Here is a 14387-nt window from a genome sequence, read left to right as displayed (position 1 = left end):
GTCAGAGCCTCCGCGTCGCCAGGGTGAGCCGGTCCCGGGCGTCGAACAGGGCGTCCTTCACCATCTGTTCGTGCGCGGGCGTGAGCCGGGCGACCGGGATGGAGCAGCTGATCGCGTCGCGGGCCGGGGTGCGGTAGGGGATCGCCACGCCGAAGCAGCGCAGGCCCAGCGTGTTCTCCTCGCGGTCGACGGCGTACCCCTGCTCCCGCACCTGGTGCAGCTCCTCGATGAGCTTCTCGCGGTCGGTGATGGTGTTCTCGGTGAGCGCGGGCAGCGTCTCCGGGAGCATCTTGCGGACCTGCTCGTCGCTGTAGGTGCTCAGCAGCGCCTTGCCGAGGGAGGTCGAGTGGGCGGGCAGGCGCCGGCCGACCCGGGTGAACGGGCGCAGGTAGTGCTGGGACTGACGGGTTGCCAGATAGACGACGTTGGTGCCGTCGAGGCGGGCCAGGTGGATGGTCTCGGTGGTGTCGTCGGAGAGCCGGTCCAGGGTGGGCCGGGCGACCGCGACGACCTCGTCGCCGTCGATGTAGGAGGTGCCGACCAGCAGCGCGCGCACCCCGATGCCGTACCGGGTGCCGGTCGCGTCGGTCTCCACCCAGCCGAGTTCGACGAGGGTGCGCAGCAGCATGTACAGGCTGGACTTCGGGTACCCGACGGCCTCCTGGACCGACGCGAGGGAGTGCATACCGGGGCGGGCCGCGAAGTACTCCAGCAGCTCCACCGTCCGCACCGCCGACTTGACCTGCGCTCCGCCGCCCGTCTCGCCTGCCGACATCGCCCTTGACCCCTTCGTTGGACGGGAAATAGTCTCTCGATCGTTCATCATCAGAGACAGTGTTCAGTATATCGAACGCCCCTGCCGGGCGGGAGACATACTGGGAGGGACCCGTGGTGGCAGCAGCACCAGTCTGGAGTGTCGACCCCCGTACCGGGAAGCAGCGGGAACAGGTTGCGGTGGAGGCCACAGCCCAGGAGGTGGACGCCGCCGTCCGCGCCGCGCACGAGACCCGCGGCGCCCTGACCGACCGCACGGTCCGCGCCGCCTTCCTGCGCACCGCCGCCGACCGCCTCGACGCCGCCCGGGACCGGCTCGTCGAGACCGCCGACGCCGAGACCGCGCTCGGCCCGGTCCGCCTCACCGGCGAACTCGCCCGCACCTGCTACCAGCTGCGCGCCTTCGCGGACATCGTCGACGAGGGCGCCTACCTCGACGTCGTCATCAACCACCCCGACGACACCGCCACCCCGCCCATCCCGGACCTGCGCCGCTACAAGGTCCCGCTCGGTGTCGTCGCCGTCTACTCCGCCTCCAACTTCCCCTTCGCGTTCTCCGTCGCCGGCGGTGACACCGCGAGCGCGCTCGCCGCGGGCTGCCCCGTCGTCGTCAAGGCCCACCCCGACCACCCGGCGCTGTCCGAGCAGGTCGCCGCGGTGCTGCGGGAGGCCGCCGCCGAGCACGGCGTCCCCGCCGGGGTGGTGGGCCTGGTGCACGGCTTCGAGGCGGGCGTCGAGCTGATCAAGCACCCGCTGATCGCCGCGGCCGGCTTCACCGGATCCGTACGGGGCGGCCGTGCCCTCTTCGACGCGGCCGCCGCGCGGCCCGTGCCCATCCCCTTCCACGGTGAGCTGGGCTCCCTCAACCCGGTCCTCGTCACCGAGGCCGCGGCGGCCGAGCGCGCCGAGGCGATCGGCAGCGGGCTCGCCGGGTCGATGACCCTCGGTGTCGGCCAGTTCTGCGTGAAGCCCGGACTGGTCCTGGCCCCGGCGGGCGACGCCGGCGACCAGCTGGTCAAGTCGCTCGCCGAGGCCGTGAGCGCCGTCGACGCCGGGGTGCTGCTCGATCACCGGATGCGGGACAACTTCGTCGCGGGCGTCGCCGAGCGGGCCCAGCTGCCGGACGTGGAGGCGCCGGTGACGCCGGGCGAGGGCGGGGAGCACACCGTCAGCCCCGGCTTCCTGACCGTCCCTGCGAGCCGGCTGGCCGCCGAGGGCGAGCACGACCTGCTGCTGGAGGAGTGCTTCGGGCCGGTGACCGTCGTCGCCCGTTACCGGGACGAGGCCGAGGCGAACACCGTGCTGTCCCGGCTGCCCGGCAACCTCACGGCGACCGTGCACCTGTCCTCGGCCGAGGCGGCGGGGGAGGGCCGGGGTCCGGAGATCCTCGCCGAGCTGACGCCGCTCGCCGGACGGGTCCTGGTGAACGGGTGGCCGACCGGGGTCGCCGTCGCGCCGGCGCAGCACCACGGCGGGCCCTACCCCGCCACCACCTCGACCTCGACGTCCGTGGGCGGGACCGCCATCGAGCGGTGGCTGCGGCCCGTCGTCTACCAGGGGGCGCCCGAGGCGCTGCTGCCGCCGGAGCTGCGGGACGAGAATCCGCTCGGGCTGCCCCGGCGGTTCAACGGGGTGCTGGAGCGGTAGCGACGTGGGGGTGCGGCGGGATCCGGGCTGCCGGTCGTGTGCGGTCGCTCGCGCGGTTCCCCCGCGCCCCTTCTCGGCGGAATGGATCCCGGCGTTTGAATGTTCACGTACTTTCGGGGACATCCGTCCTCCGTGAACCACTGAGCTGGAGAGCCGAGACCATGCGCGTCGAAATCTGGAGCGACATCGCCTGTCCCTGGTGTTACGTGGGCAAGGCCCGCTTCGAGAAGGCGCTGGCGGCCTTCCCGCACCGCGACGAGGTCGAGGTGGTGCACCGCTCCTTCGAGCTGGACCCCGACCGCCCGAAGGGCGACACCGGACCCGTCGTCGCGATGCTGGCCCGCAAGTACGGCATCTCCGAGGAGCAGGCCCAGGCCGCCGAGGACAACCTGGGCACCCAGGCGGCGGCCGAGGGCCTGGCCTACCGCACCCGCGGCCGGGACCACGGCAACACCTTCGACATGCACCGGCTGCTCCACCACGCCAAGCGGTACGGCCGCCAGGGCGAGCTGATCCAGCGGCTGTACGAGGCGAACTTCGCCGAGGAGGAGTCCGTCTTCGCGGACACCGAGCGGCTCGTCGCGATCGCCGCCGACGCCGGCCTGGACGCCGCCGAGGCCCGTGCCGTGCTCGCCGACCCCGAGGCCTACGCCGACGAGGTCCGCGCCGACGAGCAGGAGGCCGCCCGGCTCGGCGCCACCGGGGTGCCGTTCTTCGTGCTCGACCGCAAGTACGGCATCTCCGGCGCGCAGCCCGCCGAGGTCTTCGCCCAGGCGCTCCGCCAGGCCTGGGGCGAGCGCTCGCCGCTCACCCTGCTCGACCGGGGGGACGCCGACGCGTGCGGCCCGGACGGCTGCGCCGTGCCCCAGCCGTCCTAGCGGTCCTGGCTGCCCCGGCGGTCCTGGCTGCCCCGGCGGTCCTGGCTGCCCCAGCTGTCCTGGCCGGCCGGCGAAAGCCGCAGGTCCGCGCGGACGCACGCGGACTCATAAGGAACGCTTAGAGAAACCGCGTAAAAAGTCGCAATGGACGAGGGCAGGCCGGGGGCCCAGAGTGGACTCATGGAGACCACCAGCGCCCTCGACGCCCTCGTCCGTGCCGAGTTCAGCTCCGCGACCACCTTCCTGAACACCGCCAGCAACAGCCTGCTGCCCGCCCGCGCCGTCACCGCCCTGCACGAGGCGGCGCTGCTGCGGGCCGAGGGCCGGCCGCTGACCCCGCTGTACGAGGACGTCGAGGCGTGCCGGGCCGCCTACGCCCGGCTGGCCGGCGTCCCGGTGACCCGGGTCGCCCTGGGCGCGTCGGTCGCCGCGCACACCGGACTGATCGCCGCCTCCCTGCCCGCCGGCGCCGAAGTGCTGACCGCGGAGGACGACTTCACCTCCGTGCTCAACGCGTTCCACGTCCGCGGCGACCTCAAGGTCCGCACCGTCCCGCTGGAGCGGATCGCCGAGTCCGTCCGCCCCGGCACCGCGCTCGTCGCGGTCAGCGCCGTCCAGTCCGCCGACGGACGGATCGCCGACCTCTCCGCCCTGCGGGAGGCCGCCCGCGCCCACGGGGCACGCACCTACGTCGACTACTCCCAGGCCGCCGGATGGCTCCCGATGGACGCCGCCGCCGACGACTTCGGCGCCTCCGTCTCCTTCAAGTGGCTGCTCGGCCCGCACGGCGCCGCCTTCCTCGTCGTCCCCGAGGACTTCGGAGGGCTCACCCCGCTGCTGGCGGGCTGGGTCGCCGGGGAGCGCCCGTGGGACAGCACCTACGGCCCGGTGACCGAGTACGCCCGCAGCGCCCGGCGGTTCGACCTCACCCCGGCCCTGTTCACCTTCGCCGGTCTGCGCCGCTCCCTGGAGCTGATCGAGGAGGCCGGCGTGGCCACCGTGCACGCCCACGACGTGGCGCTCGCCGACCGCTTCCGGGCCGGGCTCGCGCGCCTCGGCCACGAGCCCGTGCCCGCTCCCGGGTCGGCGATCGTCTCCGTGCCCGGCCTCGGCTCCCGCCAGCCCGGGCTGAGCGAGGCGGGCGTCGAGGTGTCCGACCGCGCGGGCAACCTGCGCGCCGCCTTCCACCTGTACAACACGGCCGCGGACGTGGACCGGCTGCTGGACGCGCTGGCCGGCTGAGCACGACACGGGAGCGGGCGGCGTCCCGAGGACACCGCCCGCTCCCGTATCCCGTACGCCTGCCGCGTCAGCGCACCGGCGTGAAGTCGCGCGCCCCGATGAACTCGGGCCGCCGCACCGGCGCCGCGAACGGCTCGACCGCCGTGTTCTCCACGCTGTTGAACACGATGAAGACGTTGCTGCGCGGGAACGGCGTGATGTTGTCGCCGGAGCCGTGCATGGCGTTGCAGTCGAACCAGGTCGCCGAGCCGGCCTTGCCGGTGAACAGCCGGATGCCGTACTCGGAGGCCAGCTTGGTCAGCGCCTCGTCGGACGGGGTGCCCGCGTCCTGCATCTGGAGCGACTTCTTGTAGTTGTCCTTCGGTGTCTCGCCCGCACAGCCCAGGAACGTCTTGTGCGAGCCGGGCATGATCATCAGCCCGCCGTTGGTGTCGTAGTTCTCGGTCAGCGCGATCGAGACGGACACCGTCCGCATGTTCGGCAGGCCGTCCTCGGCGTGCCAGGTCTCGAAGTCCGAGTGCCAGTAGAAGCCGCTCGCGCCGAAGCCGGGCTTGACGTTGATCCGTGACTGGTGGACGTAGACGTCCGAGCCGAGGATCTGCCGGGCGCGGCCGACGACCCGCTCGTCCCGGACCAGGTTGGCGAACACCTCGCTGATCCGGTGCACCTCGAAGACGGACCGGATCTCCTTCGACTTCGGCTCGACGATCGAGCGCTCGTCGGCGCGGATCTCCGGGTCGGTGACCAGCCGCTCCAGCTCCCGCCGGTAGACGGCCACCTCGTCCTCGGTGATCAGCTGGTCGATGGCGAGGAAGCCGTCGCGCTCGAACGCCTCGAGATCGGCCGGACCGAACGGACCGGGCGCGTCGGGGGCGCCCCAGACGACCGGGTCCTGGCGCGGGATCAGCACCTCGCTGGTGCCCCGGGTCGGGTAGAGGTCGGTGACGGTCGGCTGCGCGGTGGTGGTCGCGGCGGTGGTGGTCGTGGTGGTGGTCATGGGTCGTCACACCTCCTCGGGTTCGGTGAGCAGTGGGTAGACGCCGTTCTCGTCGTGGTCCTCCCGTCCGGTCACCGGCGGGTTGAACACGCAGATGCAGCGGAAGTCCTCCTTGACGCGCAGCGTGTGCCGCTCGTGCCCGTCGAGGAGGTACATGGTCCCGGGCGTGATGGTGTACGTCCGCCCGGTCTCGTGGTCGGTCAGCTCGGCCTCGCCCTCGACGCAGACCACGGCCTCGATGTGGTTGGCGTACCACATCGACGTCTCCGTGCCGGCGTAGAGGACCGTCTCGTGCAGCGAGAAGCCGACCCTCTCCCGGGCGAGGACGATGCGTTTGCTCTCCCACGTCCCGGACGCGGCCTTCACGTGCCGGTCGGTGCCTTCGATCTCCTTGAACGAACGGACGATCACGGTGGAGCGATACCTCCTGGATAGCGGTCGGGCGTACGGGGGTCCGGTGAGCCGGCGGGCCGACGGGGCCGGCCGAAGCTCAGGACTCAGGGCTCAGGACTGAGGGCCCAGGACCCAGGGATTCATGGGATCAGCGGGTCTCGCGGACGGCGCGGGCCAGCGTCGTCAGGCCCTCGTCCAGCTCGTCCGGGGTGATGGTCAGGGCGGGCAGCAGCTTGACGACCTCGCTCTCCGGGCCGGAGGTCTCGATCAGCAGCCCCAGTTCGAAGGCGCGGCGCGCGACCCGCTCGGCCCGGCCCTTGTCGTGGAACTCCAGGCCCCACACCAGGCCGCGGCCCCGGTACTCCCTGACGTCGGCCAGGTTCTCCTCGGTGACGGCGATCAGCGCCTGCTCGACCTGCTCGCCGCGCGCCCGGGTCTGCTTCTCCATGGCGGAGCCGTCGGTCCAGTACGTCTCCAGCGCGGCGCTGGCCGTGACGAAGGCGGGGTTGTTGCCGCGGAAGGTGCCGTTGTGCTCGCCCGGCTCCCAGATGTCCAGCTCCGGCTTGAACAAGGTCAGCGACATCGGCAGGCCGTAGCCGCTGATGGACTTGGAGACGGTGACGATGTCCGGGGTGATGCCCGCCTCCTCGAAGGAGAAGAAGGCGCCGGTGCGGCCGCACCCCATCTGGATGTCGTCGACGATGAGCAGCATGTCCTGGCGCGCGCACAGCTCGGCGAGCGCCCGCAGCCACTCCGCGCGCGCCACGTTGATGCCGCCCTCGCCCTGCACCGTCTCGACGATCACGGCGGCCGGCTTGTTCAGCCCCGAGCCCTGGTCCTCCAGCAGCCGTTCGAACCACAGGAAGTCGGGCACCGTGCCGTCGAAGTAGTTGTCGAAGGGCATCGGCGTGCCGTGCACCAGCGGGATACCGGCGCCGGCCCGCTTGAAGGCGTTGCCGGTCACGGCGAGCGAGCCCAGCGACATGCCGTGGAAGGCGTTGGTGAACGACACGATCGCCTCGCGCCCCTTCACCTTCCGCGCCAGCTTCAGCGCGGACTCCACGGCGTTGGTGCCCGTCGGGCCCGGGAACATGACCTTGTACGGCAGGTCGCGCGGGCGCAGCACCAGGTCCTGGAAGGTCTGCAGGAAGCGGCGTTTGGCGGTGGTCGACATGTCGAGGCCGTGGGTGACGCCGTCCCGCTCCAGGTAGTCGAGCAGCGCGCGTTTCAGCACGGGGTTGTTGTGGCCGTAGTTGAGCGAACCGGCCCCGGCGAAGAAGTCGAGGTACTCGTGGCCGTCCTCGTCGTACATACGGCTGCCGTGTGCCCGGTCGAAGACGGTGGGCCAGCCGCGGCAGTAGCTGCGCACCTCGGACTCCACGGTCTCGAAGACGCTCAGGTCGGGCTGGGTGATGGTCACGGCGAATCGCTCCTCAGTGCGAGAGGTGGGGGGTCAACGGGCCGATGCGGTAGAGGACTTCGGGGTCGTGCGGGCCGTCCGGGAACAGCGGGGTGTCGAACAGGACCTCCCGCTCGACCCGGGCGCCGTGCCGGGCGGCGAACGAGGTGAACAGGCGTTCCGAGGCGGTGTTGTCCGGGGTGATCGTGGTCTCCACGCAGATCACCTCCGGGCCGGCCGCGACCCGGGCGGCCAGCGCGTCGAGCAGCCGGGCCGCGATGCCGCGGCTGCGGTGGCGGGGGTCGACGGCCACCTGCCACACGAGCAGGGTCCGCGGACGGTCGGGCCGCAGGTACCCGGTGACGAACCCGACGGCTTCCCCGTCGCCGTCGCGCGCCACCGCGGAGGTCTCGGCGAAGTCCCGGCACCACAGCAGATAGCTGTAGGAGGAGTTCAGGTCGAGGGTTCCGGATTCCTTGGCGAGCCGCCACAAAGCGGCTCCGTCCGCCACCGACGGGCGGTCGATGAACAGGTCTGCTGATGTCTCTGTCGGTGTGTCTGCTGGTGCGGCAGTCATGCGGATCGAATTTAGCGAGCGGAATTCGAAATTGCATGGCCGTCAGGGGTTGGGTGTCCAGGCCATCTGTGTTATCACGCGGGCGCATGCGAGACGAATGATGCAGATTTGCCCGAAGAATCCACCACAAATCGGACGCGTTGTGTAACGCATCACAGCCATGTCACCCCTGTGAGATCCGCCCGAATTACTCGATCGACGTTCGCAAAATCTTCGCGTTTAGGGTCGGCGAAACGGGGCAGAAGAACACGGGAAGCTGCCGCTGAATTGTTTTACATAAAGAGTCGTAAAGGGTGCTGAATTCATTCACGGGCAAGCAGGGCAATGCAGTACGCGAATGAGAACCCGGCGCAGACCGGAATCGGTCCCGCACACCGGCCAACGGTTGGCCGGTGTGCCCGCGCGGTCGTCAGTTCCAGGCGGTCTCCGCGGCGCGGCGGGCCGACTCCAGGTCGACCGCCGCACCCTGCTCGGCCAGCGCGGCGCCCAGGGCCGCGAGGGCGGCCTGGACGGTGCCCGGGGTCGCGTCGGGGCCGTAGTGGTTGACCCGGATCATCTCCTTGGCCAGCGCGCCGCCGCCCGCGGCCAGGGGCAGCGCCGGGTCGCTCGCCAGGGCGCGGGCGACCAGGTCGGAGGCCGGCACGCCCGCCGGGGCGCGCAGCGTCGTCGCCACCGGCGCCGCCTCAGCCGGGTCGTGGACGTACGGCTCCAGACCCCCGCCGAGCGCCACCGCGCCCGCGCGGGTCGCCGCCGCGGCACGGCGGTGCCGGGCCATGACCGTCTCCAGGCCCTCCGCCTCGATCCGCTCGACGCACGCCTCCAGCGCCAGCATCTCCAGCTGCGCCGGCGCGTGCAGCAGCGCCTTGCGGCCGCCGTCGACCCAGCGCTCCTTCCAGTCGAGGAGGGAGAGGTAGGAGCGGCGCGGCGCGTGCGGGTTGGCCGCCATCCGGGCCCACGCCCGCTCGCTCACCGACACCGCCGACACGCCCGCCGGGCCGCCCATCGCCTTCTGCGCCCCGATCACGCACAGGTCCACGCCCCAGGCGTCCGGCAGCACCGGCTCCGCGCCGACGGACGCGACGGCGTCCAGGTAGAACAGCGCGCCGTGCGCGCGGACCACCTCGCCGATCTCCGCGACCGGGTTGGTGTTGCCGGTCGCCGCCTCCGCGTGCACCAGCGAGACGAAGTCGATCTCCGGGTGCTCGGCGAACGCCTCCCGGATCTGCCCGGCGGTCACCGCCGTGTGGAACGGCACGGCGAGGTCGTACACCGTCGCCCCGCAGTCCCGCAGCCAGTCCCCGAAGGTCTGCCCGTACGGCCCGGTGATCACGTTCAGGGCGACCGTGCCCGGCCCGGCGGTGCCCCGGATGGCCCCCTCCAGCGGCAGCAGCGCCTCGCCCTGCATGATCACGACGTCCTGCCGGGTGTCCAGCAGCCGGGCGACCCGGTCCTCGATCGCGGCGAAACGCGCGGCGGTCAGCGGGGGCAGGTCGAGGAAGGGGTGGGTCACTGCGGTGCTCTCTTCGCTCACGGGGCGGACGACGTCGAGGGTAGCGGGGCCGCGCCGGCCGCCCGCCCGGCCCCCGCCGCGCCGCGGCCGGCGGGGGCGCGCAGCCCTGGAGGTGTCTCGGCGATCACGGGGCACCCCCATCGCCTCGACTCCCTCCTCCGCCTGGCGACGCACGGCACCGGACGCCGCTCGCTGATCCGGCCTGATCGACGAGACACCCCTTGCCGGCACCCGTCTTGCCGGCACCCGTCGTGGCGCGACTTCTTAGGCCGAACCGCCCCACTGGCATCAGTTCTATTTGAGTGACCCAAACATTTCCTTATAATCGGAACTCACTGTTCCCTTAGGAGGTCCCCCGTGAACACCGTCCTCGGGCGCCGGGCCCGTCTCCTGGTCGCCGCCACCGCGACGGCCGGGCTGGTCCTCGTAGCCGGCTGCACCTCCAGCGACAACGGCGCCGGCGGCGAGAAGACCGCCGCCGGCGGTGTCGAGCTGGTCAAGGCCGGGCAGCTCACCACCTGCACCCACCTGCCGTACCCGCCCTTCCAGTCGGAGATCGACGGCAAGGTGCAGGGCTTCGACGTCGCGCTGATCGACCTGGTCGCCGACGACCTGGGCGTGAAGCAGCAGATCCTCGACACCCCGTTCGAGAACTTCAAGACCGGTGCCTTCCTCAACTCCGGCGAGTGCGACCTGGCCGCCGCCGGCATGACCATCACCGAGGAACGCAAGAAGAACGTCGACTTCTCGGACCCGTACTTCGAGGCCACCCAGGCCGTCCTCGCCGACAAGAAGAGCGGCATCTCCTCCTTCGCGGACCTCAAGGGCGAGAAGGTCGGCGCCCAGGCGCAGACCACCGGCGAGGACTACGCCAAGAGCAAGGGCCTCGACCCGGTCTCCTTCGAGTCCTCCGACGCCGTCCTCAACGGCCTGCGCACCGGCCAGGTCGAGGCGGTCGTCATCGACTACCCGGTGGTCCAGGGCTGGCTGAAGGACAAGGCCAACGCCGACGCCTTCCAGGTCGCCGAGCAGCTCCACACCGGCGAGCAGTACGGCTTCACGGTGAAGAAGGGCAACGACAAGCTGCGCGAGGCCATCAACAAGGCCATCGCGGACGCCAAGGCCGACGGGACGTACAAGAAGCTGTACGAGCAGTGGATCGGTCCGTACGACGCGTCCGCCGCCTCCCCGTCCGCCTCATGACGAACCCGGACACCCCGGACACCGCACTCCAGCCGAACCAGCCGAAGAAGAAGGGCCTGACGCGGCGGCAGAAGCGCAGCCTCTCGCGCGGCGTCCAGTACGCCGTCTTCGTCGCGGCCGTGATCGCCTTCGCGGTCACGGCCGACTGGGACCGGCTGGCCAACCAGTTCGCGCAAGCCGACCTCGCGGAGCAGATGTTCCCCGAGGTCATCACGCTGGCCCTGAAGAACACCGTGCTCTACACCGTCTCCGGCTTCGCCGTGGGCCTGGTGCTGGGCATGGTCATCGCGCTGATGCGGCTGTCCTCCGTCGGCCCGTACCGCTGGCTCGCCGGCGTCTACATCGAGATCTTCCGCGGCCTGCCCGCCCTGCTGATCTTCATCTTCATCGGGGTGGCCGTCCCGCTGGCCTTCCCCGGCACGGAGATCGTCGGCGGCACCTACGGCAAGGTGGCCCTCGCGCTCGGCCTGGTCGCCGCCGCCTACATGGCGGAGACCTTCCGCGCGGGCATCCAGGCCATCCCCAAGGGCCAGATGGAGGCCGCCCGCTCGCTGGGCTTCTCCCACGCGCGGGCGATGATCTCGATCATCCTGCCGCAGTCCCTCCGGGTCATCCTGCCGCCGCTCACCAACGAACTGGTCCTGCTCTTCAAGGACTCCTCGCTGGTGCTGTTCCTCGGGGTCACCCTGGAGGAGCGGGAGCTGTCCAAGTTCGGCCGCGACCTGGCCAGCCAGACCGCCAACTCCACGCCGATCCTCGTCGCCGGCCTGTGCTACCTGCTGGTCACGATCCCGCTCGGCTTCGTCGTACGCCGTATGGAGGCGAAGGCCCAGGAGGCTGTCAAATGAGCCGCCCCGAGATCGAGATCCACGGCCTGCACAAGTCCTTCGGCGACAACCGGGTGCTGCGCGGCATCGACCTGGAGATCGGCCAGGGCGAGGTCGTCTGCGTCATCGGCCCGTCCGGCTCCGGCAAGTCCACGCTGCTGCGGTGCGTGAACCTGCTGGAGGAGCCCACCAAGGGCCAGGTGTTCGTCGGCGGCACGGAGGTCACCGACCCGGACGTCGACATCGACGCCGTACGCCGCCGCATCGGCATGGTCTTCCAGCAGTTCAACCTCTTCCCGCACCTCACGGTGACCGAGAACCTGACGCTGCCGCAGCGCCGGGTGCTCAAGCGGGACAAGGCGGAGGCCGCCCGCGTCGCCGCCGAGAACCTGGCCCGCGTCGGCCTCGCGGAGAAGGCGGACGCCTACCCGTCCTCCCTCTCCGGCGGCCAGCAGCAGCGCGTCGCCATCGCCCGCGCCCTCGCCATGGGCCCCGAGGTGATGCTGTTCGACGAGCCGACCTCCGCGCTCGACCCGGAGCTGGTCGGCGACGTCCTCGCGGTGATGCGGATGCTCGCCCAGGAGGGCATGACGATGATGGTCGTGACCCACGAGATGACCTTCGCCCGCGAGGTCGCCGACCGGGTCGTCTTCATGGACGGCGGCGTCATCGTCGAGGACGGCGAGCCCGAGCAGGTCATCACCCGCCCCGCCCACGAACGCACCCGCCACTTCCTGTCCCGCCTGCTCGACCCGGCGATGGCGGACGTCGAGGAGGAGATCTCGGACCAGGTGGGCAAGAGCGAATAGCGGCTCACTAGGGTGCGGTGCATGAGCGATGGAGCGGTGCTGCACGTGAAGGGGCGGGTGCTCGTCTCACCCGACGACGTCCGCGACGAACTGTGGGTGGTCGGCGGGCGGATCACCTACGACCGTCCCGCCGGCGCCCGCGAGGTGCGCACGGTGACCGGCTGGGCGCTGCCCGGTCTGGTCGACGCCCACTGCCACGTGGGTCTCGACGCGCACGGCGCGGTCCCGCGGGAGGTCGCCGAGCGGCAGGCGCTGACCGACCGGGACGCGGGCACCCTGCTCATCCGCGACGCCGGCTCGCCCTCCGACACCCGCTGGGTCGACGACCGCGACGACCTCCCGAAGATCATCCGCGCCGGGCGGCACATCGCCCGCACCCGCCGCTACATCCGCAACTACGCCTGGGAGATCGAACCGGACGACCTCGTCGCCTACGTCGCCCAGGAGGCCCGGCGCGGCGACGGCTGGGTCAAGCTGGTCGGCGACTGGATCGACCGCGACCTCGGCGACCTGTCGGCGTGCTGGCCCCGCGAGGCGGCCGAGGCGGCCATCGCCGAGGCCCACCGCCTGGGCGCCCGCGTGACGGCGCACTGCTTCGCGGAGGACTCGCTGCGCGACCTGGTCGAGGCGGGCATCGACTGCATCGAGCACGCGACGGGCCTCACCGAGGACCTGATCCCGCTCTTCGCCGAGCGGGGCGTCGCGATCGTCCCCACCCTCGTCAACATCGCCACCTTCCCCCGGCTCGCCGAGGGCGGCGAGGCCAAGTTCCCCCGCTGGGCCGACCACATGCGCCGCCTGCACGCCCGCCGCTACGACACCGTCCGCTCCGCCCACGACGCCGGCATCCCCGTCTTCGTCGGCACCGACGCCGGCGGCTCCCTCCCGCACGGCCTCGCGGGCGCCGAGATCGCCGAGCTGGTCACGGCCGGCATCCCGGCGGTGGAGGCGATCTCCGCCGCCACCTGGGCGGCCCGCGCCTGGCTCGGCCGCCCCGGCCTGGACGAGGGCGCCCCCGCCGACCTGGTCGTCTACGAGGAGGACCCGCGCGCGGACGTACGCGTGCTGACGGCGCCGCGCCGCGTGGTGCTGAACGGCCGCGTCGTCGGCTGAGACCCCGGCCGGGGCGGATCTCGCCGAGACCGGTAGCAGCGCGACGACGCCGTACCTCGCGGCCGGGGCGGTCGCCCTGCCGGCGGCGGGAGCGGCGGTGGCGGCACGGGCCCGCCGCCGCGGCTGAGACGGGGATCGAGGACGAGGTTGGGCAGGCCGACAGGGGGCCGGGGAGGGAGCCTGGCCGTCCGGGTCAGGTCCCCGGGTCCTCCGTCACGGGCAGGCAGTCGGCGAGCAGGGCGACGACATCGCGCCAGGCGCGCCGCGCCTGCTGTGGGTGGTAGCCGACACCGGGGACCACGGGGTGGTCGACCGTCGGGTGGTGGAAGCCGTGCAGGGCGCCGCCGTAGACCGCGAGGCGCCAGTCGACGCCCGCGGCCTGCATCTCGGCGGCGAACGCCTCCCGTTGCGCGGGCGGCATGATCGGGTCCTCCGATCCGACCCCGGCCCACACCGGGCAGCGGATGCGCGCCGCCTCGCCCGGCCGGCCCGTGGTGGTGGCGTTGACGGTCCCGATCGCGCGCAGGTCGACGCCGGCTCGCCCGAGTTCGAGCGCGATGGCGCCCCCGGTGCCGTAGCCGATGGCGGCGATCCGGTCGGGGTCGGTCCGGGGCTCGGCGCGCACCACGTCGAGTGCCGCGTGGCCGATGTGCCGCATCCGGTCGGGATCGGCGAGCAGCGGCAGGCAACGGGCCAGCATCTCCTCGGGGTCGCTCAGGTAGCGCCCGCCGTGGAGGTCGAAGGCCAGCGCCACGTGGCCCAGCTCGGCGAGCGCATCGGCCCGGCGACGCTCGACGTCGCTGAGCCCCATGCCCTCCGGTCCGAGCAGCACCGCGGGCCGGCGGCCGGCACCGGCCGGGAGCGCGAGGTGCCCGATCATCGTCAGACCGTCGGCCGGGTATGCGACCGTACGCGTTGCCATCGCCCTCATGAGACCGGACTGTAGTGATCGTCGAGCCCGGTCGGGCCGCTGTTCTGCCGCCGGCAGAACAGCATGGGTGCCCCTCTGACACGGCGT

Annotated in this window: 14 protein-coding genes and 1 pseudogene; 8 read left to right on the top strand and 7 right to left on the bottom strand. The window is 72.0% G+C overall.

Annotation, left to right across the window (positions count from 1 at the left end):
* Nucleotide 1: 1 nt before the first annotated feature.
* The gene (locus tag G7Z13_RS07865; protein ID WP_165997308.1) at nt 2–775 is read right to left on the bottom strand and encodes an IclR family transcriptional regulator; all 774 of its coding nucleotides are present in this window, start codon (nt 773–775) and stop codon (nt 2–4) included.
* A 116-nt stretch (nt 776–891) separates the two neighbouring features.
* Between G7Z13_RS07865 and G7Z13_RS07860 the strand changes: the two genes are divergently transcribed.
* From G7Z13_RS07860 to G7Z13_RS07850, 3 genes are all read left to right on the top strand, one after another.
* Nucleotides 892–2421, top strand: a complete 1530-nt coding sequence (locus G7Z13_RS07860; protein WP_165997307.1) for an aldehyde dehydrogenase (NADP(+)) — start codon at nt 892–894, stop codon at nt 2419–2421.
* Between the two features lie 161 nt (nt 2422–2582).
* Nucleotides 2583–3299 carry a DsbA family oxidoreductase gene (locus G7Z13_RS07855; protein ID WP_165997306.1) on the top strand — a complete coding sequence of 239 codons (717 nt, stop codon included), beginning with the start codon at nt 2583–2585 and terminating at the stop codon, nt 3297–3299.
* A gap of 180 nt (nt 3300–3479) precedes the next feature.
* Nucleotides 3480–4541: an aminotransferase class V-fold PLP-dependent enzyme gene (locus G7Z13_RS07850; RefSeq protein ID WP_165997305.1), complete on the top strand. Its 1062-nt coding sequence runs from the start codon at nt 3480–3482 to the stop codon at nt 4539–4541.
* A 67-nt stretch (nt 4542–4608) separates the two neighbouring features.
* Here the strand turns inward: G7Z13_RS07850 and thpD are convergent, their stop codons facing one another.
* The 5 genes from thpD to G7Z13_RS07825 all read right to left on the bottom strand — a co-directional run bounded on the left by thpD (nt 4609) and on the right by G7Z13_RS07825 (nt 9417).
* Complete coding sequence (gene thpD / locus G7Z13_RS07845; protein WP_165997304.1) at nt 4609–5538, bottom strand: ectoine hydroxylase; 930 nt, start codon at nt 5536–5538, stop codon at nt 4609–4611.
* Between the two features lie 6 nt (nt 5539–5544).
* On the bottom strand, nt 5545–5949 hold the full coding sequence (locus G7Z13_RS07840) for an ectoine synthase (RefSeq protein ID WP_165997302.1): 405 nt from the start codon (nt 5947–5949) through the stop codon (nt 5545–5547).
* A gap of 130 nt (nt 5950–6079) precedes the next feature.
* Nucleotides 6080–7351 carry a diaminobutyrate--2-oxoglutarate transaminase gene (gene ectB, locus G7Z13_RS07835; RefSeq protein WP_165997300.1) on the bottom strand — a complete coding sequence of 424 codons (1272 nt, stop codon included), beginning with the start codon at nt 7349–7351 and terminating at the stop codon, nt 6080–6082.
* 13 nt (nt 7352–7364) lie between these two features.
* On the bottom strand, nt 7365–7907 hold the full coding sequence (gene ectA, locus G7Z13_RS07830; protein ID WP_165997299.1) for a diaminobutyrate acetyltransferase: 543 nt from the start codon (nt 7905–7907) through the stop codon (nt 7365–7367).
* Between the two features lie 409 nt (nt 7908–8316).
* The gene (locus G7Z13_RS07825) at nt 8317–9417 is read right to left on the bottom strand and encodes an aminotransferase class V-fold PLP-dependent enzyme (protein WP_166004751.1); all 1101 of its coding nucleotides are present in this window, start codon (nt 9415–9417) and stop codon (nt 8317–8319) included.
* A 357-nt stretch (nt 9418–9774) separates the two neighbouring features.
* Here G7Z13_RS07825 and G7Z13_RS07820 point away from each other — a divergent pair, with 357 nt between their 5' ends.
* The 5 genes and pseudogenes from G7Z13_RS07820 to G7Z13_RS34070 all read left to right on the top strand — a co-directional run.
* Nucleotides 9775–10620 (top strand): transporter substrate-binding domain-containing protein, encoded by an 846-nt coding sequence (locus tag G7Z13_RS07820; protein ID WP_165997297.1) that lies wholly within the window; start codon nt 9775–9777, stop codon nt 10618–10620.
* Entirely contained in the window at nt 10617–11468 is an 852-nt protein-coding gene (locus tag G7Z13_RS07815) for an amino acid ABC transporter permease (protein WP_165997295.1), read from the top strand. The genes G7Z13_RS07820 and G7Z13_RS07815 overlap by 4 nt, the downstream gene beginning before the upstream one ends.
* Nucleotides 11465–12256, top strand: a complete 792-nt coding sequence (locus tag G7Z13_RS07810) for an amino acid ABC transporter ATP-binding protein (protein ID WP_165997293.1) — start codon at nt 11465–11467, stop codon at nt 12254–12256. Before G7Z13_RS07815 ends, G7Z13_RS07810 begins: the two co-directional genes overlap by 4 nt.
* A 21-nt stretch (nt 12257–12277) precedes the next feature.
* A complete protein-coding gene (locus G7Z13_RS07805) occupies nt 12278–13369 on the top strand; it encodes an amidohydrolase family protein (RefSeq protein ID WP_165997291.1) in 1092 nt (363 codons plus the stop codon).
* 28 nt (nt 13370–13397) lie between these two features.
* Nucleotides 13398–13496, top strand: a pseudogene (locus G7Z13_RS34070) (LAETG motif-containing sortase-dependent surface protein); the annotation flags it as partial.
* A 66-nt stretch (nt 13497–13562) separates the two neighbouring features.
* Here the strand turns inward: G7Z13_RS34070 and G7Z13_RS07800 are convergent.
* Nucleotides 13563–14300 (bottom strand): dienelactone hydrolase family protein, encoded by a 738-nt coding sequence (locus tag G7Z13_RS07800; protein WP_165997289.1) that lies wholly within the window; start codon nt 14298–14300, stop codon nt 13563–13565.
* Between the last annotated feature and the right edge of the window lie 87 nt (nt 14301–14387).

Source organism: Streptomyces sp. JB150, from assembly GCF_011193355.1.
GTDB lineage: Bacteria > Actinomycetota > Actinomycetes > Streptomycetales > Streptomycetaceae > Streptomyces.
This window is presented reverse-complemented; position numbering and strand designations above follow the sequence as displayed.

Coding starts and splice junctions, on each gene's coding strand:
- G7Z13_RS07800 (WP_165997289.1), bottom strand. CDS start 14,300: ATGAGGGCGATGGCAACGCGTACGGTCGCATACCCGGCCGACGGTCTG.
- G7Z13_RS07850 (WP_165997305.1), top strand. CDS start 3,480: ATGGAGACCACCAGCGCCCTCGACGCCCTCGTCCGTGCCGAGTTCAGC.
- G7Z13_RS07855 (WP_165997306.1), top strand. CDS start 2,583: ATGCGCGTCGAAATCTGGAGCGACATCGCCTGTCCCTGGTGTTACGTG.
- G7Z13_RS07805 (WP_165997291.1), top strand. CDS start 12,278: ATGAGCGATGGAGCGGTGCTGCACGTGAAGGGGCGGGTGCTCGTCTCA.
- G7Z13_RS07810 (WP_165997293.1), top strand. CDS start 11,465: ATGAGCCGCCCCGAGATCGAGATCCACGGCCTGCACAAGTCCTTCGGC.
- G7Z13_RS07865 (WP_165997308.1), bottom strand. CDS start 775: ATGTCGGCAGGCGAGACGGGCGGCGGAGCGCAGGTCAAGTCGGCGGTG.
- ectA (WP_165997299.1), bottom strand. CDS start 7,907: ATGACTGCCGCACCAGCAGACACACCGACAGAGACATCAGCAGACCTG.
- G7Z13_RS07815 (WP_165997295.1), top strand. CDS start 10,617: ATGACGAACCCGGACACCCCGGACACCGCACTCCAGCCGAACCAGCCG.
- thpD (WP_165997304.1), bottom strand. CDS start 5,538: ATGACCACCACCACGACCACCACCGCCGCGACCACCACCGCGCAGCCG.